The sequence below is a fragment of the Bradyrhizobium guangxiense genome, from assembly GCF_004114915.1.
GTDB classification, from domain to species: Bacteria; Pseudomonadota; Alphaproteobacteria; order Rhizobiales; family Xanthobacteraceae; genus Bradyrhizobium; species Bradyrhizobium guangxiense.
In genome coordinates, this window is record NZ_CP022219.1 from 7,136,587 (window position 1) to 7,161,192 (window position 24,606).

A 24,606-nucleotide genomic window follows, 5' to 3' on the forward strand; every position below is an offset into this window, starting at 1 on the left:
CGCTATTGGTGCAGCACCACGGCCTGCACGATCGGCGAGGAGGTCTCTGACTGGCCGATGTCGTTGATGCAGCTGCGGTCGATCTTGATCTCGTCGAACGGGAAGCGGTGCAGGTAGCTCAGCGACAGGGGGGCTGCCGGCTGACGGCAATTAAACGGTCCGGGCAACGATTCCTTCAGTCTTCGTCCGGTAAAGGAAATCCCACCTGAAGTCGTCGTATCATACGACATCCCGCCGGCCGTTCCTGGCCGCCGCCGTGGTCGATCGCGCCGCCATGACCCAGCCCCTCGACTCCGACGCCTCGAAGCACGCCGATCGCATCGTCTGGATTGCAGTCGGGGGCACGGCCGCTGTCGTGTTCATCGCGGCGATGCTGGGGCCCTTCCGGATCGAATGGATTTCATTCTGGAAACCTGCTCTCGTCGCCGTCTTGCTCATGTCGATGAGCTGGTTCTACGCGACCGTCAGGAAGGACGCGGCTCTCGCCAGCGCGTTGATCGGCGCAGCCCAGATCATCGCATTTGCGGCGGTGGCGGCTCCTCTGTCCTATGTCGCGGCGAGCGCGGCATTCCCGCTCTGGGACGGGACGTTCGCCGCGCTGGACCGGCGTCTCGGTTTCGACTGGATGTCCTGGCTCGATGCAATGAACGCCGTGCCGCTTCTACATCGGACACTGGCGCTAGCCTATGCGAGTTTTGCCGTGCAAGCGACGGCCATCGTCGTCGTATTGGCTGCGGCAGGGCACGCGCCACGATTGCGCGTCTTCATGCTGAGCTTCGTGCTGACGACCCTTGTGACGATCGGCGTGTCGACCCTGATGCCGGCGCAGGGCGTCTGGGGGCACCTGAATCTATCTTCGATCAATTCTCCGGCTATCGTACCGGTAACGCGGGATCTGCCTCTTCCCGTATTCTTTGGATTGCGCGACGGAACCGTCCGTCAGCTCGTCGCGGAGGGCGCCGACGGAATTATCAGCTTCCCGAGCCTGCATGCCGCACTCGGATTGCTCTTCCTGTTGGCGCTGTGGCCGGTCAGATATGTCGGAAGCATCGCTGCCGTGCTCAATGTTGCGATGATCGCGGCGACGCCGGTGGATGGAAGCCACTATTTTTGTGACGTCATCGCCGGCTTGGCGATCGCGCTCTTGAGCTGGCTCGCCGTGCAACGCGCTCTCGCCCGCCTGACGGGGGAACGAAGGCAGCTCGCCTTGGCTGGCGAAAATGCCGCAGCATTCGTCCACGTTCCGAAATAACCGCCTTGCTAAGCCGCAACCGCCTGCGCCGCCAGCAATTGCTTCAGTTTCGCCGCCGGTACCGCCGGGCTGAACAGCCAGCCCTGCATCTGGCTGCAGCCGAGCTGGCGCAGCACCTCGCGCTGGGCTTCGGTCTCGACGCCTTCGGCGGTGGTCGCCATGTGGCGGGCGGCGGCCATGTGCACCACGGCCTGCACGATCGGCGAGGAATCCTCTGACCGGCCGATGTCGTTGATGAAGCTGCGGTCGATCTTGATCTTGTCGAACGGGAAGCGGTGCAGATAGCTCAGCGACGAATAGCCGGTGCCGAAATCGTCGAGCGCGATGCGTACGCCGAGCTCGCGCAGCTGCTGCAGGATCGTCAGAGCTTCCTCGTCGTCGCGGATCAGGACGGTCTCGGTGATCTCGAGCTCGAGCCGTCCGGGCGCCAGCCCCGATTCGGCGAGGGCCGCGGCGACCTTGAGCGCCAGAGTGCGCGAGCGGAACTGCACCGGCGAGACGTTGACCGCGATGTGGATCTGGCCGGACCAGGAGGCGGCTTCGAGGCAGGCCTGCTTCAGCACCCATTCGCCGATCTCGCCGATCAGCCCGGTGTCTTCCGCCACGGGGATGAAGTCCGCAGGCGAGATCATGCCGCGCTCCGGATGGCGCCAGCGCAACAGCGCCTCGCAGCCGGTGACGACATTGGCCGCGAGATCGACCAGCGGCTGGTAATGCACCTCGAATTCGCCGCGGAGCAGCGCCTGACGCAGATCGAGCTCGAGCTGGCGGCGCGCCTTCGCCTTGGCGTCGTATTCGGGCGCGAAGACGCGATAGGTGCGGCGCCCTTCCGACTTCGCGGCGTACATGGCCAGATCGGCGCGCTTGAGCAGGTCGTCGAGATTGTCGCCGTGGTCGGGCGCGATCGCGATGCCGATGCTGGCATCGGTCGGGATGTCCTGGCCCTTGCAATCCACCGGCGCGCGCAGCGCCTTGAGGATGTCCTCCGCCAGCGCCGTCAGCTCGGCCTGATCGTTGGTGCCGGCCTTGATGATCGCGAATTCGTCGCCGCCCAGCCGCGCGACCATGTCGTTGCCGCTGACGCAGGCGCGCAGGCGGTTCGCGACCTGGCGCAGCAGCTCGTCGCCGACCTCGTGTCCGAGCGAATCGTTGACGCCCTTGAACTCGTCGACGTCGATATAGAGGATGGCGAACGGCTTTCCCTCGCCGAGCTCGGCGATGCGCCGCTCCAGATGTCCGCGCATCAGCACGCGGTTGGGCAGGTCGGTTAGCGCGTCGTAATGCGCCATATGCGCGATGCGCTCGTCGGCGCGAATGCGGTCGGTGACGTCGTCGTGGGTCGCGAGCCAGCCGCCGGCGTCGGCAGGCTGGTTCTTGATCTCGATCAGGCGGCCGTCCGCGGTCTCGACGATGGTGCTCTGGGTGCGGTCGATGTTGCGCAGGATGTCGTCGCAATAGGATTCGACGTCGCCGTGGAACGAGCCGGTGTCGTGACGATGCTGGATCACGTCGCGGAAACTGGCGCCGGGCTTCACCACATCAGTGGACAAGCCGTACATCTCGATGTAGCGGCGGTTGCAGACGATCAGCCGCTCGTCCTGATCGAACATCAGGAGCCCCTGCGTCATCGTGTTCATCGCGGTGTCGAGCCGCTGCTTCTCGAGCGAGAGCCGGTGCGTCACCTGGCGGAAGATCAGGAACAGCGTGAGCACCAGAAGGCTGATGGAAAGCACGGCGATGGTGACGAAGAATTTCGTCTGCGTGCGCCAGGTCGCGAGCGTCGCATCGAGCGATCTGGTCGCGATCACGACCAGCGGTTCGCCGGTGAGCAGGCGCGAGGCGACGATGCGGTCCTTGCCGTCGATCGGGCTCACGAGCCGCGTGGAGCCGGTGGTGCGTTGGAAAACCTCCATCTGCTCCGGGGTGCCCTTGCGGAAATTCTGCCCGATCATCGTGTCGACGCGCGGGACGCGCGCGAGCAACTGGCCGCTCTGGTGGTACATCGCGACCGAGGAATCCTCGCCGAGGCCGGTCGAGGCGAAGAACGATTCGAGCTGCTCGGGCGTGATCGCGCGCGAGACCAGCCCCAGGAATTCGCCGTGCGGGCCGGAGACGCGCCGCGCGAACACGATTGCCGGTCCGTTGCCGAGCCGGCCGGGCACGACCTCCACCTCCTCCTGCGCGGTTGGATCGTCCCTGAGACGCTTGAAATAGAGGCGGTCGGCGATCGAGATGTCGGCGACCGGCCAGCGCCGCGACGAGTTGATCAGCACGCCCCTGGAATCGAACAGATTGGCGCCGGCAATGTCGGACCAGCCGCTGGCTTTCGCGCGCAGCACCTCGTGCATAGCCAGCGTGCCCATCTCGCTGCGGAACACATCGGCGGATTCGGTGCCGCGGCTCTCCAGCTCGGCGATGATGCTCTTCTGCAGCACCGCGAAGTCCTCGAACTCGCGGTCGAAATGCCGGGCCAGCAGGCGCACGGAGTTTTCAAGGCTGTCGCGGCCGCTCTCGATCGCATTCTGCCGGAAGCGGTCGACGGTGAGCGCGGTGCCGACGGCCGTTGCGGCCATCAGCACGAACCCTCCGACGATCAGCCATGTCAGCGGCGCTCCCCGCCAGCGACGGAGCAGCGCGCGCATACGCGCGGTCCATCGGTTCGATGTGCCCATTGCAGCCCTCCCGTGGGATGCAAGATGCAGCAAAACCGACAAGACCGGGTTACCATTGAGGGTTAGGAAAACATGAATCGAAGCTGAATCAGAGAGTTAATTTCGTCGCGGGGCGCACCAGGGGTCTCGGCAGCGTCACGGTGTCATTCTCACCGTCTGATCTCCCATCTCAGCGCTTCCGCGTTTTGCTTGGCGAACATGACCGGGACATCGAATTTGCCGGTTTTGAGGTCGTAGCGACAGCGCCAGTTGGCCAGGCCCTTCACGGCGACGTTCTTCGGATGCTTGTCCATTTCGCCCGACAGCGAGATCAGGAGATAGCGGTTGTTGGGCCAGTCAACGCCGAGCCAGCGATAGGCATCCTCGGTGCCTTTCATCAGATTGGCCGAGATGTGGTAGTCGAGCTTCATGGACCTGGTGTCGGGCCGGCTGTGGAAATAGTCCCAGGCGAGGTCGCTGAGCGACTTCTTCGTCGCGTTCACGAAGGTGCCGTTCTCGAAATGATAGAGAAACAGGTCCTGCTCGCCCGAGCCGGTCTTCTGCATCCGCACCAGCCATTGCGAGTCGCTGGTGAAGCGGAAGCCGGCGCCATAGCCCTGCTCCGGCTTCAGCTCCGTCATCTGGTCGCCGCGCCGCGCCCAGACCTGCCATTTGACGTCGAATAGATCTTCACTGTCCTTCATGTACTGCTCGAGCTTGGTGGCACCGTCGGGCGAGGTGAAGGCGAGGTCGGGGTTGTCGGTGAGGACGAAGCCCGGCGGCGGGCCGGAGGCGGCCAGCGCCGAAGACGCGGCGAGCGTCAGGGCAAGCGCCAGCCCAAATGACAGATTGGGGGCGGGACGGCGAAATGGGGTCACGGGAAAATTCCTCAAAAAATGCCGCGATGCGGCCTCATCCGATTTGACGCCCGTGGGGTGGCGCCGGTTCATCGCGGACCCGCGTGGACGGCGCTATCATCCCATCGACCGTCTTGCTGCCGCAGCCAAATCGGCGCACCTTGCCGCCCTCGGTTGATTTGCCACCCAAGGTTCTTTTCCGATGATGACCGCATCCAAGGCCTTCATTGTTTTCTGCCTGCTCGCGCTGGCCGGCACGGTGCTGGTGATCGGCCCGACCGAGCTGCGCCGCCTGCTGCCGGATGGGACCAAGACCATCGTCGCCGCCAAGCCGGACGCCAAGGTCGAGGCCAAGGTTGAGGCCAAGGCTGAGACCAAGGCCGATCTCAAGCCGGAGCCGAAACCGGAAGAGCCAAAATCAGCGCAGCTCAAGCCGAAACAGCCGAAGCTTGCCGCCGTTTCGCCGTCAGCACCTGCGGCAGTCCCGGCGCCGGCGCCCGAGCCGAAGCCTGGCGCGGTGGCCGAGACGGAGAAGCAGGCCGCGGCGCTGCCCGAGCTCGCACTGGTCAAGCCGCCGGCGGCGGCCGACACCGGGCCTCGTATCGATGTCGCCCGCGTCGACGAGCGCGGCGAGTCGGCCGTGATCGCGGGCCAGGCCGCGCCGGGTGCCAGGGTCGAGCTGCTGCGCGACGGCAAGCCGCTCGATGCGGTGGTCGCCGACGCCGCGGGCCAGTTCGTGATGACTCCGCCGCAGCTTCCGGCCGGCTCCTATGAATTGACGCTCCGCGCCAAGGCGCCGGACGGCACGGTCACGCAGTCCAGCCGCACCATGCCGGTGACCATCGCCGAGGCGGCGCCGCCGCCCGCGCGCCCGGCACAGATTGCGAGACAAGAGACCAAGCAGGACACGACGCAGGCCGAGAAGCCGGATGAGAAATCGGATGTCGTCGCTGCCCTGCCGTCGGCCTCGGCGCGTCTTGCGTCGGCGCCCGACCGGCCCGCGGCGCGGCCAAGATTGGCCGGCGCGCCGAAGCCCAGGGTGTTGGCGCGGGTCCCGGCGGCGACGACGGTTGCATCGGCCTCGCCGACCGACGCCCTCCACGCCGCGCCGGAGGCAGGCGGCAGCCGGGTCATCACCCGCGGCGACAGCCTGTGGGCGCTCAGCCGGCTCGCCTATGGCGACGGCGCCCGCTACGCAGTGATCTTCAACGCCAATCGCGACAAGATCCACAACCCCAACCTGATCTATCCCGGCCAGACTTTTGTGATGCCGCAAAAAGCGGAGTGAGGCAGGCTCCGTCCGACTGCATGGCTGTCGTACTCTCTGCAGCCATCCTTCGAGACGCCCGCCTTCGGCGGGCCCTCAGGATGAGGACGAAGGGCGCGGCGGCAATTTCAACAGGCGCCAATCTGTCTCAGCCTCATCCTGAGGGACCGCGCAGCGGTCGTCCCGAAGGACGAGGCGCGCGTCCTGGCCGCCGCCAAAAGCATGACGTCCGCGGGCTCCGTTAGCCGTCGCCCGCGACGCTTTGCCTGTATCCCTGCGGAACATTTGGTTCCCTCGCGCGTCATCCCGGTGCGACGCAGTGCGCGCGTGGGCAGCTGGGAGGAGGCCAAATTGGTCAGGTCAGCGGTCATGTCGGGACGCATGGGCCTGGCGCTGACCGGCGCGACTCTCTTGATTGCGGCCGTGCTGCTGCCTGAGAGGGCTGAGGCACAGTTCCGATTGCGCGGCGGTCCGCTCGGCGTTGCACGTTTCGCCGTCGGCCACGTGATCGGCCTGTCGCGGCTACGCCATTCCCGCATGGCAGTGCGCGGTGGCCGATATCGCTCCGCTGCCTTGAGGTCGCAAGACCCCCGTCAAGATTCGCGCGGCGCCGAGCGCGGCCAGCTTGCCAACCCCTACGTCCTGCGCGCGGCGCTCACGGCGCAAGCCGCGCTTTCCGGCTGGCGCGGCGGTCGCAGCCCGCAAGGCTGGTGGCGCCATCCCGACGGCAGCTATGGCTGGGTCGGCCCGGTGTTCTGGCCGTTTGCGCATGACGACCTCACCAATGCCGTGGTGTTCGGCGATGCGACCAGCCTCTCGCTCTACGGCTATGGCGATATCTATGCCGCGATCTTCGCGCCCTATGCGGTGACCGAGCTCGCGGCTTACACCACGCCGCAAGGCCGGCGCGGACGACGCGTTCCCACTGCGGAGAGCCTCTGCGAGGCCAGCGATACCGGCGGCCTGCCGGTCGACCGCATCGCCGCGGCCATCACGCCCAACGAATTGCAGCGCACCGCGCTCGACGAGCTCGCATCCGCCTGGGCCAATGCGCGCGACACCATTCGTGCGGCCTGCCCGGCGCAGGCGCCTGGCACGGCCGCCGAGCGCCTTGGCCTGATGCGCGCACGCCTCGAAGCCATGATCAAGGCCATCGACGCGGCCGCGCCGCCGCTGGCGAAGTTCACCGGGTCGCTCGACGACGACCAGAAGGCCCGGCTCAACGCCATCGCCAATGAGCGCCGCGCCGCGTTGGCCTCGATGCAGCGCAAGGATACGAGCAAGGATGCGCAGGCTTCGAGCGCCTGCGATGCCGACAGCGATCCCCGCTATGACGAAAAGCTGCAGCGTCAATACGAGCAGCTGGTGCAGCAGCAATGGCCCGCGGGCGACATCGCCACCACGCTTCGCCTCGACGAGACCGCCCGCGCGCGCTTCGAGGTGCTTCAGGACACCACGCTGCGCACGATGCAGACGCTGAGCGCCTGCCCGGCGGAGGCCGCCGCGACACCGCAGGCCCGACTTACCGCCGCAAAGGCGCGGTTGGAGACGATGCTTGCCGCCGTGAACGGCGTTGCCGATGCGCTCGACGATTTCGAGGCTGACCTGAGCGACGAGCAGAAGGCCGGCTTCGAGGCGATCGGGCCGAAGCGCGGAGCGTGAGGCCGCCGCCGAGACGCCTCGCGTGACGGCCGCTCAAGCGCGATGAGATGATCACGATGGTCATCGCGCTTGAGATTGTTTCCTGATCATGATCGTTTTGGAAAGCCGCTGCGCACTTTCCCGATCATGCTCTAACCGATCTCCCGCCTGACCTTCGCCGCGGCGTCGCACATGGCCTTCAGCTTTCCGAACGCAGTCGCGCGCGGCATGTATTTCATGCCGCAATCGGGCGCCGCAATCAGTCGATCGGGCGACACGTGCTTGAGACCGTTGCGAATGCGGTCGGCGACGGTATCGACACTCTCGATCGCGGGGTCCGCGAGGTCGAGCACGCCGAGCATGATCTTCTTCGACGAAAGGTCCTTGAGCACGCCGAGGTCGAGCTTCGGCTGCGCCGCCTCGATCGAGATCTGGTCGGCAATGGTGTCGTCGAGTTCGGCCAGGAAGGAATAGCCGGCCGGCTTGTTCGAACCGGGCACGACGGCGGCATAGCCAAAGCAGAGATGCACCACGGTCGGCACCGTGATGCCCTGCAGCGCGCGGTTGATCGCCTTGACCGCATAGCGCTTGGCAAGCTCGGGGTTGTTGCGCACCCAGGGCTCGTCGAGCTGGATCACATCGGCGCCGGCCTTTTGCAGATCGAGCGCCTCGGCATTGACGGCCTCGGCAAGCGCCATCGCGAGCTCTTCCTCGTCCTTGTAGAACTCGTTCTTGGCCTGCTGGCTCATCGTGAAGGGACCGGGAAGGGTGATCTTCGCCGCACGCTCGGTGTTCTCTCGCAGGAACTGCATGTCGTGCAGCTCGACCGGGCCTCTGCGCCTGACGGGGCCGACGACGCGCGGCACGGGCGTCTGGGTGTTGCCGGTGCGCGCCACGATCATCGCGGGATTGTCGGCGTCGATGCCGTCGAGCGCGGTGGCGAAGCGGTTGGAATAGCTCTCGCGGCGGATCTCGCCGTCGGTCACGATATCGATGCCGGCGCGCTCCATGTCGCGGATCGCGACGATGGTTGCATCGTCCTGGGCTTCTTCCAGATGTTCCGGTGGCAACCGCCACATGTCGTGCAGGCGGGGGCGCGGCACCACCTTCGACAGCATGGCGCGATTCACCAGCCATTCCGGCTGCGGATAGCTGCCAACCACCGTGGTCGGCAGAATGTGCGCTGGCATGGGCATGGGGCTCTCCTTCTTATTGTTGTTGAGCGCGGCTGTTCAGGCCGCGCGCGTTGCCGCGACCGATCCCTCGTCCTTGACGCGATTGCGCAGGGTGCCGATGCCGGAGATCTCGATCTCCACGACATCACCGTCCTTCATCCAGAGCGGCGGCGTGCGGTAGGCGCCGACGCCGCCGGTCGTGCCGGTGACGATCACGTCGCCGGGCACGAGCTCGGTGAAGGTCGAGCAATAGGCGATCAGCGCCGGTACGTCGAAGACGAGGTCGGAGATCGGAGCCTTCTGCACCTCGACGCCGTTGAGCCGGGTGATCAACGTCTGCTTGGTGACGTCGGTCAACTCGTCGGTCGTGACCATCCACGGCCCGAAGCCGCCGGTGCCGACGAAATTCTTGCCCGGCGCGAATTGCGAGGTGTGGCGTTGCCAGTCGCGGATGCTGCCGTCATTATAGCAGGCATAGCCTGCGACGTGGCTGAGCGCAGCCTCGCGCGAGATGCGGCGGCCGGCCTTGCCGATGATGACGGCCATTTCACCCTCATAGTCGAAACGCTCGGATTCCAGCGGCCGGATCATCGGCTGGCCATGGCCGACCTGGCTGTTGGCGAAGCGGGGGAAGATCATGGGATGGGCGGGCGTCGGGTGGCCGCTCTCGGCCAGATGCGTGGCGTAGTTGACGCCGATGCAGAAGATCTTGTCGGGATCGGGTACCGTCGGCAGCAGCGTGACGTCCGCAAGCGCGTAGTCGGGCTTCTCGGCGGCGAGTTTCCTCAATGCGTCGAGCGATCCCTTCGCAAGCAACGCCTTCAGCGTGGGATATGTCTTCAGGCGCTTGCCGGCATCGATGACGCCATGGTCGGTGACGATGCCATAGCTCGCCGTGCCAGATATCGTGAAGCTTGCGACTTTCATTGGTCAAACACTCTCTTCGATGGAGGAAACATAGTCGTCGATGGGGAGCGCGATCGCGCCGCCCCGGATCGGAACGCAGGACGGCGGGAAGTCCTGGCGGAATCGGGCGCCGGCGGCGGCGGCACGGTCGAGAAAGCGCTCCAGATGCGCCATCGCGCCGGTCGGCAGATCGTGCAGCACCATCAGCGTCCAGGGCTGCCGGCTGCACTGGTCGAGCGCGCGCGCGGTCCAGCCGTCGGGATCGTCCCAGTCGCGCGGAATGGAATTCCAGAGCACGCAGCTGTGCTTCTTGCGGGTGAGATAGTCGACCACGGACGGCTTGAGCAGCCGCTTGTCCAGATTGCCGCCGCCGCCGAACGGCCGGAACCAGCGCTCCGGATGCGCGAGATGGCCAATCGCGGCCTGGGTGCGGCCGATCTCGCGCTCCGCGGCGTCGCGCCCTGATTGCTCGCCGAGCGGAATGCTGTGGGTAAAGGTGTGATTGCCGATCCAGTGCCCTTCCTGGTGCGCCCGCTCGGCGATGTCGCGCCTTCTGGGATCGGCGAGCTTCTCGCCGATGACGAAGAAGGTGGTCTTGATGCCGCGCTTCGAAAGAATGTCGAGCACGCGCGGCGTCACGTCGGGTTCGGGGCCATTGTCGAATGTCAGGGTTAAGTCGTACACGCTGGGCCTACCTCACGTCGCCGGCTGCATCGCGCTGGAAGCAATGTCGTCGTTGGCCTGGCCGGCGCGGGTGCCGGTCTGCCAGATCGCTGCCTTGCGCTCGATCCAGCGGATCACGGCGTTGAAGCCGATCGCGAGGAACAACACCAGCAGCACGCCGGCAAACACGTGCGCGCTGTCGAGTATGGTGCGGTAGCGCGAGATCAGATAGCCGATGCCGGCCGAGGAGATCAGCATCTCCGAAACGACCACGCCGACGATCACCAGCGCGCCGCCAACACGCAGGCCCGACAGCACCGTCGGAATCGCAGCTGGAATGATGACGCGGACCAGCCGCTGGCTCAGCGTCGCGCCCATGCTGCGGGCCGCGAGCAGGAGCTGCGGGTCGATGGTCTGGATGCCGGCCGCCGTCGCCAGCATCGTCGGCAGAAAGCCGTAGATCGAGGCGAACGCGATCTTGGACTCCGAGCCGATGCCGAGCCACACGGTGAAAACCGGATAGAGGATCACCAGCGGCACCGCATAGAGGCTCGACACCATCGGCATGATCAGGACGCGCGGGCGCGGCAGGCTGCCGACGACGGCGCCGAGCAGGATTCCGCCGCCGCAGGCGAAGGCCATGGACACCACGACCTCATAAAGCGTGACCGCAAGCGCGTGACCGTATTCGCCCGCGTCGGTCCATCCGGCGATCAGCGTGGACGATAGCGAGGGCAGAAACAGCTCGGCAATGAGCCCGGTGCGCGGCAGCAGCTCCCACAGCGCGATCAGGCCGATCACGATCAGATATCGCAGTGTCTTCGCACTGATCCTGGTGCTCATCGTCGTCTCACGCCGATTTCCGGATGTGCCGCCAGATGCGGTCGCGCAAGCTGCCGAAGGCATCGCCGCTGAGCATCTCATAGGTCCGCGGACGCGGCAGCTGGACCTGAAGGTGGTCGACGATTCGGCCGGGCCGCGCCGACATCACGATCACCTCGTCGGCGAGATAGACCGCTTCGGTGAGGCTGTGCGTGACGAAGACGACGGTCTTGCCGGTCGCCGCCCAGATGCGCAGCAGCTCGTCGCCCATGGTCATGCGCGTCTGCTCGTCGAGTGCCGCGAACGGCTCGTCCATGAGCAGCACCGGCGGATCCTGCACCAGCCCGCGCGCGATCGAGACGCGCTGCTTCATGCCGCCCGACAATTCGTGCGGATGTCGCCGGCCGAAACCTTCGAGCCCGACCAGCTTGAGCGCATCCTGCGCCTTGGCGCGCCGCTCGGCCTTGGGGACTCCCCGCAACGCCAGGGGAAATTCGACATTCTCCTCGGCGGTCAGCCACGGAAACAGGCTCGCCTCCTGGAACACCACGCCGACCCGGTCGGGATCAGGCTGCAGGATCGGCGCACCGCTGATGGTGATGGTGCCCGCGGTCTGCTGGCGCAGCCCCGCCATCATCATCAGAAGCGTCGACTTGCCGCAGCCGCTGGGGCCGACCAGCACCACGAAGCGGCCGGGCTTGATCTCGAGCGAGACGTCCTCCAGCGCGACGACGTCTTGCGACCGGGTCTTGAACACCTGGCCGACATTCTTCACCTCGATCGCGCCGGCGCGCGGGGCGGGTTTCAACGGGGTCACGTTCGCCAATGGCTGCATCGCGTTTCCACCCATCTGACAAGTTCGTTGAAGGTCATGGCGATCGCAGCGACCATCACGACGCCGGCGAGAAGCTGCTTCATCTGGAAATTTTCGCCCCAGGTCGCGATCTGGTGGCCGATGCCGTCGCGCGAGGCGTACATCTCGGCGAGGATCACGCCGGTGAGGTTGAAGATCATGGAGATCCTGAGCGCCTCCAGCAGCACCGGCAGCATGCTCGGCAGATAGACGCGGAACGCGGTCTGCCATGGCGTGGCTCCGTAGGAGCGCGCCACCGTCAGATGCTCGACCTTGACCGATTCCACCGCCGTCGTGGTCGACATGATCACGATGAAGATCGTGGAGAAGAAGCCGAAGCCGACCTTCTGGGCAAAGCCGACGCCGAACACCAGGATGAACATCGGCAGGAAGATCGATTTCGGGATGCTGAAGGCGAAGAACAGCAGCGGCTTGGCGACGTCGGCGAAGTAGCGATTCTCGGCGACCAGGAAGCCGATCAGCGTCCCGACAGGCACGGCCAACGCGAACGCCGTCAACACCTCGGTCGCAGTCACCATCAGGTCCTTCTGCACCGCCGCGCGCTGCAGGAGATCACCGAGCGTTGCGAACGTGTCGGACGCAGACGGCAGCAGACGCGGATTGACGATGCCGGTGCGCGACAGCAGCTCCCACAGCGCCAGGATCGCGACGATGATCGCGATCCGCGCGAGGTTGATGGCGAGCGAGCCCTGCATCGCTGCTACTTGGCCGGGACGGGTTTGAACTTGGTCGAGATCACGTCCTCGGCCGGCACGATGTCCTTGAGCCCGCCGAGCTTGGCGAGATCGAGCGAGAGCTGAACCGCCGCGCTGACATTGGCCGCGCCCATGTCGCCGCTGGTCTCGAGCTTCATGATCGTGTTGTCGTATTCGAGGCCGGCGATCTCCGGCGGCATTTCGTAGAGCTCGGCGATCAGCTTGACGGTGACATCGCGGTTCGCCCGCATGAACGCGACCGCGCCGTAGAGCGCGTTCACCGCCTTCTGCACCAGCTGAGGCTTGGCCTCGGCGAATTTGTCGAGCACAATCCAGCCTGCGGTGAGGTTCGGCGGCACCGCGGTCGCGTAGTCGAGGATGCTCTTGGCTTCGCCGGATTTCGAGATCTGGAAGCTCAGCGGCGAATAGACCACGGCGGCGTCGACATTGCCGGCCAGGAGGTTCGGCACCAGGCCGCCGCCGCCGACGGGAACGCGCGTGAAGTCGATCTTCTTGTCCTGGATGGTCCACAGCGCAAGCAGGTCAGAGCCCGAGCCGGCCGCGGTGATCGCCACCTTCTTGCCGTTGAGGTCCTTGACCTCGAGCGTCGATTTGGTCGGCACCATCAATTGCCAGCCGAAATTGCCCATCGCGGCATTGGCGACGATGCGCGACATCACGCCCTTCTTGCGCCCGGCGGAGACCAGTGACGGCGGATCGAGGATGATGTCGGCCGCGCCTGCTGCCATGCCCTCGAACGTCTCGGCACCGCTGCGATAGATGGTGAGCTCGGCCTGGATGCCTTCCTTCTCGAACAGTTTCTGCCGCACGGCCGTTTCGGCGATCGTCGTCGGCCAGTATGTCTTCGTGGGCAGGCCGACGCGGATGGTCTCGGCGGCGCTCGCGGGGCCGGCAAGAATTGCGGCGGCGACGAGCGATAGGCACGCGTCACGGCGATTGATCTTCATTGTTTCCTCCCGGTCTGTTGTTTTTGTGTCCCGGATTTTTCCGGTTCGTCAGGTCGCGCGGCTCACCTCCGCAATGCGCGAGGCGGCGAGCTCGACGAACGCCTTGGTGATGCCGAAATGCTTCGACAATGCGCGAACGGCCGCATCGGCATCGCGCTTCACCACGGCCACGACGATCGCCTCGTGCTCTGCCTCGACATCGCGCGGCTTGCCGCCGACCTCGCGTCGGATCGACAGACGCCGATATCTCTCGCTTTGCTCGTGCAGCACGTCGCGGAAGCCGAGCAGCCATGGCGAGCCGCAGGCGTTGACCAGCGCGCGGTGGAATATGCGGTGACGGATCACCCACTCCTCGTAATGCACGGTCGGATCGTCGGGGTAATGATAGGGGACGGCTTTCAGATCCGTCCAGGTCGACTTCACCGCGGCGAGCCAGGCATCATCGCCCCGCTCGATCGAGCGGCGCAGCGCCAGCCCCTCGATGTCGATCCGGGTCTGGGTCACGTCGGCGAGATCGGCGAGCGACACCGGGCTGACGCGGAAGCCGCGCTGGTCCGAGGCCTGCACGAGGCCGTCGGCGACCAGGCGCGACAGGGCTTCGCGCACGGCCGCAAGGCTGACCGAGAATTGCTTGGCGAGGCCGGCGATATGCAGCTTCTGGCCCGGCAGCAGCCGCGTCGCCAAAATATCGGCGCGCAACCGCTCATGCAGCGCCGACGTCAGGCTGCGCGGACCGTCCCCGGGGCTCCCGGACATATCGAACTGAAGCGGACCCATCGGGCGATGATTGCAGGGCGCCCTCGTCGGGTCAACAGAAAATCGAAAATCGATTTTCCGGATCGGTCGAAGGCCTGCGATCTTGAGTGCGCTGTAACCCGTTGATCTTGCAACCCCCGTCTACTGTGCATGGGGTTGTTTTCGCAGTTTTTGTTTTGGCTACCCCCGCCGCCGCACCGCCGAGGCATCCACCACATTATCCACCTGCTCGCGCCAGTTCAGGATCTCCATCGCCAGCACGGGGTGATTGAAACCCTTGAGCTGGAGATCGTCGAGGGCGCGGGCCTCGACCCAGGGCTCGACCATGCCGTAGACGCGGCGGCTCACCACGATCTGGTTGGGCTTGGCCTCGCCGCACAGGCGCGAGGCGAGGTTGGTGACGCTGCCGATCGCGGCATATTCCAGCCGCTGCTCGAAGCCGACCTGGCCGAGCGTGGCGTAGCCGAGCGCAATGCCGATGCCGAAGCCGAGGCTGTGGCCGCGGTTGCGCCAGCGCTCGGTCAGCGGGCCGATGGTGTCGCGCATCTCCACCGCCATCTTCACGGCGCGCTTGGTGTGGTCCTCGAACTGGATCGGCGCGTTGAACAGGATCATCACGCCGTCGCCGGCATATTTGTCGAGCGTGCCCTCATATTTGAAGATCAGCTCGCCGAGCGCGGCGTGATACTCGCGCAGCACGTTCATCGCCTCTTCCGGCTCGGTCGCTTCCGTGAACGCGGTGAAGCCGCGCAAATCGCAGAACACCACCGTCACCTCACGGCGCTGGCTGGTGAGCAAGCCTTCGGGGCTGTCGGAGGAGGCGATCAGCTGCGCCACCTGCGGCGCCAGGAAGCGCTCGAGCTTGCGGATGCGCTCGATCTCGCCGAGCTGGGTCTTGACCCGCTCCTCCAGCGACTTGTTCCAGTCCTTGAGCTGCTCGGTCTGCATCCGCAGCTTGTCAGCCTGGGCGCGCACGGTCGCGTTGGCGGCCTCCAGCTCGCGGCCCTTGTGGTCGACCTCGGTGAACAGGCGCGCATTGCGCATCGCCAGCACGGCCTGGTTGGCGAAGGTGCGCATCAGGCCGATGATGCTGCCGGCGAACTCGCCTTCGGCGCGGCGCAGCACCACCAGCGAGCCGAGCGTGCCCTGCTGGTCGAGCAGCGGCACCACCAGCACCGAATGGAAGCCGGCGGCGATTGCGGCCTCGCGCAGCGGCTGCTCGGCGGCCTGGTCGAGATTGGGCAGCGCGATCGGCTCGCCGCTCTCTGCGGCATCGCTCAGGATGTTCTCGCCTCCCTCGATGGTGACGTGCGCGCCCTCGGCGGACTTGTCGATGCCATCGGCCTCCACCAGGTTGAAGCGGCGCCGCTCGGCATCGAAGCCGTAGATCAGCACGGCATCGGCATGGGTAATCTCGATCGCGCGCGCGGCGATCGTTGGCAGCACGGCGTCGAGATCGAGCGAGGCGGCGAGCGCGCGGCCGACCTCCTCCAGCACCTTCAGCTCGTTGATCGACTGCGCCAGATCGCGCGTGCGCTCCTCGACCTTGGTCTCCAGGTTCGAATAAGTCTCCTGGATCTGGCCGGCCATGCGGTTGAACTGGCCGGCGAGGTCCTCCAGCTCGTCCGAGGTGTGCACGTCGATGCGATGACTGAAATCGCCTTCGCCGAGCCTGTAGGCGCCGTCGCGCAGCGCCGTGATCGGAATGATCATGCGGCGGGCGAGCAGCGTGCCGGCGAGGATCGCGACCATCAGGCCCATGCCGATCAGCAGCGCGATGCGCACCAGCTGGTCGCGGATCGGCATCAGGGCCTGCGTGCTCGGCTGCTCGAACAGCACACTCCAGCCGAGCTTCGGCACGGTGCTCGCGGCGCTCATCACCGATTGACCGTTGAAGTCGGTGCCCGACGTGTCGGGCTCCCGGCTAGGTGTGATCGCGGCCGCGACCTGCGGCAGCTTCGACAGGTCCTTGCCGACATCGGGCCCCTTCGAGGACGTCGCCAGCACGCGGCCGCGCGGATCGACCACATAGGCAAAGGCCGCCTTGCCGACTTGCGCGTCGGACAGGAAGTCGGAGAGAAAGCTGAGATCGATCTCGGCGACGGTGACGCCGGCATTGAAGCCGGAATGCGCCACCGAGATCGACATCAAGGGCGTGCCGTCGGCGAACCACGCCGGCGCATAGCTGACGCCGCGGGCAACGGTCTCGGTGAAGCGTGCGTCGCGGGAGAGATCGGCGTTGCTGCCGGTCGTGGTCGATTGCCGCGAGACGCGCAGCACCTCGCGCCCTTCGCCGTTGAGCTGGAACAGCTGGTTGACCACCGAGACCTGGTGCAGCAGCGATGCGTAGTCGGCGCGGCGCTTCTCGAGCGTGTCCTGGCTCGCCCGCGTCACCCAGCTGATCTGGCGATCGAGCTCGGAGATCGACTGCTCGATGCGCCGGGCCGCTGCCTGCGCCTTGTCCTCCAGGCCGTCGGTCAGCTGGGTCCGGGTGGCGCGGTAGGAGATCCAGGTCTCCATCGCGCCGTTGACGGCGAGGACGAACACGACGAGGCCGACGAGGGAGACGACGTATTTGGCGAATAGGCCCTCGCGCAGAAACCGTGTCTTGTCGTTCGCTCCTGCCATCCCGATCCTCTCGCGCCGCCATCGACGCCGGCGCTACGGGCCGTTGGCCCATGCGGAGCCGTTCTATCACAATTTGGGCCAAGGGATCGCCACGTGGCCGGGCACCGACGCGCGTGGTTACCCTCTGTGGACGCCGGGTCGGGTGGAAGGCGGGATGAATTGCCGCAGCCTCATCCGTTCGGACGAAGCAGGGGGCGAGGGGGCTGATGTAAGGGAATTGCCGTGGAGACCAGCCCGCCAATCCGCCAATCACCGGTTAAAGAGTTGTCGCAGCACGTCGTTCATTGGCTGACTGTCCTGCTGCGCGACCGGCGGGTCCTCCACGGCCGGGGCCGCGGGCGAGCCCTGCGGTGCCGGTGTGGAGGGCGTTGCCGGCAGGCTGCGGCTGCGCCCAGTGCTCGGCGCGGCACCCGTGCTGCTTCCCGCGCCATTGGACAGGCCCTGCTGAATCAAATTGCCGATCGCCTCCCCCAGCGGGCCGCCGAGCAGATTGTTCTGGCCCGGCTGCTGGGCTTGCGGATTGGCATTGCCGCCCGGTGTGGCGGTGCCGCCGAGACCGAGGCTACCCAGAATGTTGCCGAGCCCGGCGCCGTCGGGGCCGAACAGGCCCTTGCCCATCTCGCGCAGCCTGGCGTAGGCGGCATCGGGATTGTCCAGCATACCGGCCATGTCAGGGTAGATCCGCGGCTGCGACCAGGAGCCCTGGATCATCACGGGAATGCCAAACCCGACCGGCTCGTTGGTGCGGCCCTGGCCTTCGGTCGTCATCACCAGCTTCGGCTCGACGCGAAAGCCGATCATCTTGGTGTCGAGCGCGATGGTACCGGCGCCGGTGACCCGCACCAGCGGCCCGATCAGGTTGAGATCGGTCGTCACCGCCTGTCCCTTGTCGATGCGGAAGGAGGCCGAGAGCTGCGACAGGTCGGTGCTTTGCTCCTTGCTGTCTTGCCAGCCGGACAGCGTACCCGTCGTCAGCGAGCGGATCATCTGGGCGACATTGATGCCGCGGATAGCGCCATCCTGGAAGTTGACGAAGGCCGTGCCCTGCATGTTCGCCATCAGCGTGCGCTGGCTGGTGCCGGCGCTGCGCAAAGCGAGCTTGGCCTGCAGCTTGCCGTCGATGCGGTCGAATTCGGCAAGGCCCTGCAGCAGCGGCAGCGCACGCACGCCGACGAGATCGGAATGCATGGCAAAGCTCGGCGCGCCGGTGGTCGCGTCCAGGATCACCTCACCGGAGACCTGGCCGTCATAGGCGCCGAGATTGGCCGTGCCGGCCTTCAGCACGCCGCCGGCGAGCTTGGCATCGAGCGCCAGCGGCGCGATACGCGCATCGCCGATCACGGCCTCGTTCGCCGAGATCCGCACCTGCGCGTCGACATAATTGAGCCCGGAGACGTCGATCGGCGCATTGCTCCAGGGCTGTCCGGGCGTGCCCTCCGGCGTCTTTGCCAGCGGAATCGCCAGCCGCTGGAAGTCGAGATCGACCTTGACCAGGGGCTTGCTCGCGATGTCGACCGACGCCCAGCCGTTGAACGCGCCGTCGCCAAGCCGGCCGTTCACGCTGTTGATCATGACGATGTCGCCATTGAGGCGCATCTCGGCCTGGCCGGTAAGTTGAGACTTCAGCACATCGGGCATGTCGATGGCGAAATCCACCGGGATCGTCGGCCGATCGCCTGGCGCAGCCGGTGTCGCCGCCTTGATGTCGAACTTGGTCGGGTGATCGCCGACGCGCGCTGTGCCGGTGACATTGACCTTGCGATCGCGGCCACCGATCGCGTCGGCGTTGATGGCGCTGATGCGGCCCTCGACACGGTCGCGCAAGCGCGAGAATGCGACTTCGCCGTCGGTGACCTTGACGCGGGCGATGGACGCGCCATTGGCATCGAGCGCGAGTGGCGGCTTCGACGAGCCTCCCGCATTCGGCAGCCGCTCCCGCAGCAGCGGTTGGTAAAGCACGGGACGGGTGACGATGAGCTCGCTGATCTCAGGGCGGCCCGACCACACGCTGGAGAGCGACATGTCGGCCTGCACGCGGTCAACCGTCAGGCGGGTGATGCCGCTGCGATCCCGGGGGTCGGCAAGCGTGAGATCGTTCAGGGTGACGTTCAGCGTCGGCCACAGGCTGATCTTCGTGGTGCCGTCGATCGACAGCCGATAGCCGGTGGCACTCTCGACGCGCGAGGCGATCATCGAGGTCAGGAAGCCTGATGGGATCCCGATCACCAACAGGACCGCGATCCCGATGATGACGGCGACTAAAGCCGCGCCGGCGAATTTCACTGCTCTCATGTCGACTTTCCAACGACGGGCAGTCGGCGTCGAATCCCGCCGGCCACCCATTCTTCGCGCGCGCCGAGTTTATCCCCGGACGGGAAGGGGCTCCAAGCGCGTAAAAATAGTCAGGGGGTGCTGCAAAGTTATGTGACTTATGACACACTTCCCCGGCGCGGTTTTACGCGATCCTGATGTTGATGGTTTCAAGCGATTTTCCAAGAAGACTGACCAGACGTTCACAAGGACATTGAAATGAGCAAGCAGGCCGAATTTGCGGTCATTCTGAAGATGAACGCGATGTTCGCGGATCTCGGTGCAGACGAGCTGCAGCGGCTGTCCAATCTCTGTCACACCCAGCATCTGAGGAACGGCGAGGTGCTGTTCCAGAAGGGGGATCCCGGGGACGCGCTGTTTGGCGTGCGCCGCGGCCAGGTCCGCATCGAGACCGGCGCCTCCGACGGCAGCCGGCTGACGCTGAATTTCATGGGACCGGGCGACCTGTTCGGCGAAGTCGCGGTGCTGGACGGCCAGAATCGCACCGCGGATGCGACCGCGGGCGAGGCCAGTGAATTGTTCGTGCTGCGGCGGGAAGATTTCCTCAACTTCCTCGAACGCGAGCCGAAGGTCGCGATCAAGATCATCGCGCTGCTGTGCCAGCGCATCCGCTGGCAGAGCGAGCGCATGGAGGAATCCATGCTGCAGCCGCTGCCAGTGCGCCTCGCGCGGCGGCTTTGCGCGCTCGCCGCCGATTTCGGTTCCGAGGTGCACATCTCGCAGGAGCAGCTCGGCGTGTTCGTCGGCGCCGCCCGCGAGAGCGTCAACCGCCAGCTGCAGGCCTGGCGCAAGGAAGCCATTCTCGATCTGCAGCGCGGCCGGATATTGCTGCGGAACATGACCAAGCTGACGGCGATCGCGCGAAACGAGTGAGGTCGCTATCTCCGCACATCAATCGTGTCGGGGCGCGGTAGCTCGTCAGAAGAGCCCCAACTGGAGACTCATGCTTTGACGGCCTCCAGCGTTACTACTCCGCCGCGGGGTGCACGACGTTCTTCGGCACCGGCCCCGCTTCCGCCGGCGTCGCGCCGCGATGGCCGTCCGTCTCCGCATCCGCGCTGTGGACGATCAGCCGCTTGGCGAAGCGCCAGATCAGGGCGCCGAAATCGTCCATCACCATGAACATCGCGGGCACGAACACCAGTGACAGGATGGTCGAAAAGATCAGGCCGCCGATCACGGCGAGCGCCATCGGCGAGCGAAACTCGCCGCCGGCGCCGACCGCGAGCGCGCTCGGCATCATGCCCGCGGCCATCGCGATCGTGGTCATCACGATCGGGCGGGCGCGCTTCATGCCGGCGTCGATCATGGCCTCCTCGCGCGGCTTGCCGGCGTGGATGGATTCGATGGCGAATTCCACCAGCATGATCGCGTTCTTGGTGACGATGCCCATCAGCATCAGGATGCCGATCCACACCGGCGTGGTGAGCTGCTTGCCGGTGACGAGCAGGGCCGCGATGGCGCCGCCGATCGAGAGCGGCAGCGAGAACAGGATGGTGATCGGCTGCAGGAAGGTGCCGAACAGCAGCACAAGCACGGCGTAGACCATCATCAGGCCCGCCGTGATCGCGGTGGCGAAGCCGTCCGACAATTCGTTCAGGCTTTCGGCGTCGCCGGAGGGGGAAACCTTCACGCCCTTCGGCAGGCTCTTCATCACCGGTAGCTCGTAGATCTTCTTGGTGGCATCGCCGAGCGCAGCCGAGCCGACCAGATCGGCGGCAACCGTGGCCTGCCGCTCGCGATCGTAGCGGTTGATGCTGGTCGGCCCCTGATCGAGCTTGACGTCGGCGATGACGGAGAGCGGCACGCCGCCCTTCTCGCCGTGCTCGCCGAGCGGCACGCGCAACTGCTCCAGCGTCTTCAGATTGCCGCGCGCGGCATCCTCGAGCTGCACGCGGATCGGCACCAAACGATCGCCCACGTCGAATTTGGCGAGCGCGGGTCCGACGTCGCCAATAGTGGCGACGCGGATGGTTTGCGACAGGCTTTCGGTCGAGACGCCGAGCCGTGCGGCGAGATCCGCGCGCGGTTCGATGCGCAGCTCGGGACGCTCCAGCGAGGTTTCCGAGATGACGTTGGAGATGGTGGGGATCCGCTTCATCTGCGTCGCAAGCTCGCTCGCGACGTTGTTGACGATGTTGGGGTCGATGCCGGTCACCACCAGCGAGATCGCGCGCAGGCCGTTCTCGTCGAGGAACCAGAAGCGGATGTCCGGAACGTTCTCCAGCTCCTGGCTGATCGAGAATTCGAGCTCGCGCTGGGTGATGTCGCGGCTGTCCTTGGGCGTGTAGTTGATGATCAGGGCGGCGCGCCGGACTTCCTGCGTGCCCGGCGGGACGCGCCCGCCGTCGACGAAGATGCTCTTCACCTCGGGCCGCTTGCGCAGGCGCGCGACGATGTCCTCGGTGACCTTTTCGGTGTAGGCGAGCTGGGTGCCCGGCGGCAGCTCGAGGGCAAGCAGCGAGCGGGCGCTGTCCTGGGCCGGCAGGAAGCCCTGCGGCAGCAGCGTGATGCTCCAGATCGAGGCGGCGAACACCCCGAGGCCGATCAGCACCGTGATGAAATGGTGCCTCACCGACCAGGCCACGATGCGATGATAGGACCGCAAGATGCGCCCCGGCGGCGGCTCCGCGTGATTGCCGTGCTTGAGGAAATAGGCGGCCAGCACCGGCGTGACGAAGCGTGCCGCGAGCAGCGAGAAGAATACCTGCACCGAAACGGTGATGCCGAACTGCTTGAAGAACTGTCCGGCGATGCCCGACATGAAGCTGGCGGGCGCGAAGATCGCAATGATCGTGAGCGAGATCGCGATCACCGCGAGGCCGATCTCATCGGCGGCCTCGAGCGCGGCACGATAGGGCGATTTGCCCATGTTCATGTGCCGGACGATGTTCTCGATCTCGACGATGGCATCGTCGACGAGAATGCCTGTCGACAGCGTGATGGCGAGGAAGCTGACGAGGTTCAGCGAAAAGCCGAGCAGGTCCATCGCCCAGAACGCCGGAAAGATTGACAGCGGCAGCGAGATCGCGGCGATGATGGTGGCGCGCAGGTCCCGCAGGAACAGCAGCACGATGACGACGGCGAGGATGGCGCCTTCGAACAAGGTCGAGATCGCCGCGTGGTAATTGCCCTTGGTGTATTCGACCGATGTGTCGATCAGCTTGAGGTCGACGTCGGGATAGGCGGCTTTCAGCGCGTCGATGCGCTTCTGCACGGCCTCGGCCACCTTCACGTCGCTGGCGCCCTTAGAACGCTTGATGCCGAGCGCCACCACGGGTTCACCGTTGAAGCGGGCAAAGGTGCGGCGGTCGGCGATGGTGTCGGTGACGGTGCCGAGATCATCGAGCCGGACCTCGCCGCCGCCGAACAGCGGGATCATGGTGCCGGCGAGGTCACCCAGCGTCTTGGCGCCGGCGAGCGTGCGGATCGCCTGATCGTTCTTGCCGATCTCGGCGCGGCCGCCGGCAACGTCGACATTGGTGCCGCGCAGGCTCTGGCTGACATTGACCGCGGTCAGCCCCATCGCCTGCAGGCGGTCGGGATCGAGCGAGACCAGGATCTCGCGCTCGACGCCGCCGATGCGCTCGACCTGGGCGACGCCGCGCACGCCCTGCAGCGCGCGCTTGACCACGTCGTCGACGAAATAAGAGAGCTGCTCCGGCGTCTTGCCGGGCGAGATCGCGGCATAGGTGACGATCGGCAGGCCGATGACGTCGACGCGCTGGATCAGCGGCTCGGGGACGTTCTGCGGCAGGTTGGAGCGCACGCGCGTCACCGCGTCCTTGACGTCGTTGAGCGCGCGGTCGGTGTTGGTCTCGAGCGCGAACTGGATCGTCGTGACCGACAGGCCGTCGGTGATCGAGGAGGTGATGTGCCGCACGCCCTCGACGCCGGAGACCGCGTCTTCAACGGTCTTGGTCACCTGGGATTCCAGCTCGGCGGGCGCGGCGCCGAATTGCGAGACGGCGACCGAGATCACGGGAATGTCGGCCGAGGGCAGCCGCGTGATCGCGAGCTTGGTGAAGGACACCCAGCCGAGCACCAGAAGGATGATCGAGAAGACGACCGACGGCAGTGGATGACGGATCGACCAAGCCGAAATATTGAGAGCCATCAGCGTACCCGCGTGCGATCGAGTTCATCGGCGAACATGGTCTTGATCTGGTCGCCGTCATGGAGGGAAGAGCCGGCGTCGGCCACGACGATTTCGCCGACGTCGAGGCCTTCCAGGATTTCCGTCGCGTTGTCGGACGACAGTCCGACCCGGACCTTGCGTGTCTCGACCGTGTTGCCCTTGACGACCTGAATGGTGAGATGGTCGATCGCGGTCTTGGGGATCGAGACGCCGCAGCTTCGCTTGGCGTCGATCGAGGCGCGCGCGAACACGCCGACCTTCAGCGACGGATTGTTGGTGACGCTGATGCGGACGCGGCCGAGCTGCGTGGCGCGGTCGATCTCGGGCGCAACCAGCCGGACCCGGCCGATCAGATCGGGGGCGTCGTCGCGGCTGATGCGCACGGTGGCGCCGGGGCTGAGCTTGGGCATGTGCACCGCCGGGACCTGGGCATCGAGCTCGATCTCGTTGTTGACGGCGATGCGGAACATCGGGCCGGCCTGCGGGGATGCGGGCGCGCCGACGATGGTACGGACTTCGGTGACGAGGCCCGGCGCAGGTGCCTTCAGCGAAATCGGCCCTTGCGGACCGGGTCGCTGCGGCTGGCCCGGGATCTGCGGCGGCGCGGTCAGGCGCGCCAGCTCCTGATTGTCCGCGACGACGGCGCCCTCGGTGACCAGGAGGTCGGTGACCTTGGAGCCTTCCTGGTCGGCGATCACCACGGCCTCGCGGCGCGGCACGAAGAAGCCGGTCACGCGCACGAGGTCGGAAAAGCAGGCATTGGTCGATTTCGTCACGATGACGAGCGCCTCGCTTTGCGTCTCCTTCGGCTCGGGGCGCTTGCGATGCTCGAACAGATAATAGCCGACGCCGAGGGCGACGACGAACACCACGGTTCCGGCGGGCTTGAGATATTCGGAGAGATTCATCGCCGGATCATCCTGGCCTGGCTCACGGCCATCCGCGCGAGGCCCATCGAGAGCGTTTCCCTGAAACAAAGCGG

At 66.0% G+C, this 24,606-nt stretch carries 18 protein-coding genes and 1 pseudogene; 4 read left to right on the plus strand and 15 right to left on the minus strand.

Going from position 1 to position 24,606, the window contains the following annotated elements:
• Window positions 1-14: 14 nt before the first annotated feature.
• Window positions 15-125: pseudogene (locus tag X268_RS34170) on the minus strand (EAL domain-containing protein); the annotation flags it as partial.
• Window positions 126-274: 149 nt separating this feature from the next.
• On the opposite strand from X268_RS34170, the gene X268_RS34175 reads away from it, so the two are divergent.
• Complete coding sequence (locus tag X268_RS34175; RefSeq protein WP_128929025.1) at window positions 275-1,252, plus strand: phosphatase PAP2 family protein; 978 nt, start codon at window positions 275-277, stop codon at window positions 1,250-1,252.
• An 8-nt stretch (window positions 1,253-1,260) separates the two neighbouring features.
• Here the strand turns inward: X268_RS34175 and X268_RS34180 are convergent, their stop codons facing one another.
• Window positions 1,261-3,924 carry a bifunctional diguanylate cyclase/phosphodiesterase gene (locus X268_RS34180; protein WP_128929026.1) on the minus strand — a complete coding sequence of 888 codons (2,664 nt, stop codon included), beginning with the start codon at window positions 3,922-3,924 and terminating at the stop codon, window positions 1,261-1,263.
• Between the two features lie 149 nt (window positions 3,925-4,073).
• Window positions 4,074-4,781: a hypothetical protein gene (locus X268_RS34185; protein ID WP_430648245.1), complete on the minus strand. Its 708-nt coding sequence runs from the start codon at window positions 4,779-4,781 to the stop codon at window positions 4,074-4,076.
• A gap of 181 nt (window positions 4,782-4,962) precedes the next feature.
• On the opposite strand from X268_RS34185, the gene X268_RS34190 reads away from it, so the two are divergent.
• On the plus strand, window positions 4,963-6,048 hold the full coding sequence (locus X268_RS34190; RefSeq protein WP_128929027.1) for a LysM peptidoglycan-binding domain-containing protein: 1,086 nt from the start codon (window positions 4,963-4,965) through the stop codon (window positions 6,046-6,048).
• A 348-nt stretch (window positions 6,049-6,396) separates the two neighbouring features.
• Window positions 6,397-7,689, plus strand: coding sequence for a Spy/CpxP family protein refolding chaperone (locus tag X268_RS34195; RefSeq protein ID WP_128929028.1), 1,293 nt, complete (start codon window positions 6,397-6,399; stop codon window positions 7,687-7,689).
• Between the two features lie 131 nt (window positions 7,690-7,820).
• Here the strand turns inward: X268_RS34195 and X268_RS34200 are convergent, their stop codons facing one another.
• The 10 genes from X268_RS34200 to X268_RS34245 form a co-directional block, all read right to left on the minus strand.
• Complete coding sequence (locus X268_RS34200; protein WP_208764408.1) at window positions 7,821-8,864, minus strand: uroporphyrinogen decarboxylase family protein; 1,044 nt, start codon at window positions 8,862-8,864, stop codon at window positions 7,821-7,823.
• A gap of 36 nt (window positions 8,865-8,900) precedes the next feature.
• Window positions 8,901-9,770: a fumarylacetoacetate hydrolase family protein gene (locus tag X268_RS34205; protein WP_128929029.1), complete on the minus strand. Its 870-nt coding sequence runs from the start codon at window positions 9,768-9,770 to the stop codon at window positions 8,901-8,903.
• A gap of 3 nt (window positions 9,771-9,773) precedes the next feature.
• Window positions 9,774-10,433, minus strand: a complete 660-nt coding sequence (locus X268_RS34210; RefSeq protein ID WP_128929030.1) for a polysaccharide deacetylase family protein — start codon at window positions 10,431-10,433, stop codon at window positions 9,774-9,776.
• 12 nt (window positions 10,434-10,445) lie between these two features.
• The gene (locus X268_RS34215; protein WP_128929031.1) at window positions 10,446-11,255 is read right to left on the minus strand and encodes an ABC transporter permease; all 810 of its coding nucleotides are present in this window, start codon (window positions 11,253-11,255) and stop codon (window positions 10,446-10,448) included.
• Window positions 11,256-11,262: 7 nt separating this feature from the next.
• Window positions 11,263-12,069, minus strand: a complete 807-nt coding sequence (locus X268_RS34220; protein WP_245477731.1) for an ABC transporter ATP-binding protein — start codon at window positions 12,067-12,069, stop codon at window positions 11,263-11,265.
• A complete protein-coding gene (locus X268_RS34225) occupies window positions 12,048-12,803 on the minus strand; it encodes an ABC transporter permease (protein WP_128929033.1) in 756 nt (251 codons plus the stop codon). Before X268_RS34225 ends, X268_RS34220 begins: the two co-directional genes overlap by 22 nt.
• Before the next feature lie 5 nt (window positions 12,804-12,808).
• The gene (locus X268_RS34230; protein WP_128929034.1) at window positions 12,809-13,771 is read right to left on the minus strand and encodes an ABC transporter substrate-binding protein; all 963 of its coding nucleotides are present in this window, start codon (window positions 13,769-13,771) and stop codon (window positions 12,809-12,811) included.
• A gap of 48 nt (window positions 13,772-13,819) precedes the next feature.
• Window positions 13,820-14,527 (minus strand): GntR family transcriptional regulator, encoded by a 708-nt coding sequence (locus tag X268_RS34235; protein WP_245477733.1) that lies wholly within the window; start codon window positions 14,525-14,527, stop codon window positions 13,820-13,822.
• Window positions 14,528-14,707: 180 nt separating this feature from the next.
• Window positions 14,708-17,155 carry an adenylate/guanylate cyclase domain-containing protein gene (locus X268_RS34240; RefSeq protein ID WP_128929036.1) on the minus strand — a complete coding sequence of 816 codons (2,448 nt, stop codon included), beginning with the start codon at window positions 17,153-17,155 and terminating at the stop codon, window positions 14,708-14,710.
• A gap of 249 nt (window positions 17,156-17,404) precedes the next feature.
• A complete protein-coding gene (locus X268_RS34245; protein WP_128929037.1) occupies window positions 17,405-19,447 on the minus strand; it encodes an AsmA family protein in 2,043 nt (680 codons plus the stop codon).
• Between the two features lie 237 nt (window positions 19,448-19,684).
• Between X268_RS34245 and X268_RS34250 the strand changes: the two genes are divergently transcribed.
• On the plus strand, window positions 19,685-20,359 hold the full coding sequence (locus X268_RS34250; RefSeq protein ID WP_128929038.1) for a Crp/Fnr family transcriptional regulator: 675 nt from the start codon (window positions 19,685-19,687) through the stop codon (window positions 20,357-20,359).
• A 94-nt stretch (window positions 20,360-20,453) separates the two neighbouring features.
• Here the strand turns inward: X268_RS34250 and X268_RS34255 are convergent, their stop codons facing one another.
• Together X268_RS34255 and X268_RS34260 are read right to left on the minus strand one after the other, a co-directional pair.
• The gene (locus tag X268_RS34255; RefSeq protein WP_128929039.1) at window positions 20,454-23,603 is read right to left on the minus strand and encodes an efflux RND transporter permease subunit; all 3,150 of its coding nucleotides are present in this window, start codon (window positions 23,601-23,603) and stop codon (window positions 20,454-20,456) included.
• Window positions 23,603-24,532: an efflux RND transporter periplasmic adaptor subunit gene (locus tag X268_RS34260; RefSeq protein ID WP_128929040.1), complete on the minus strand. Its 930-nt coding sequence runs from the start codon at window positions 24,530-24,532 to the stop codon at window positions 23,603-23,605. The genes X268_RS34255 and X268_RS34260 overlap by 1 nt, the downstream gene beginning before the upstream one ends.
• Window positions 24,533-24,606: the final 74 nt, after the last annotated feature.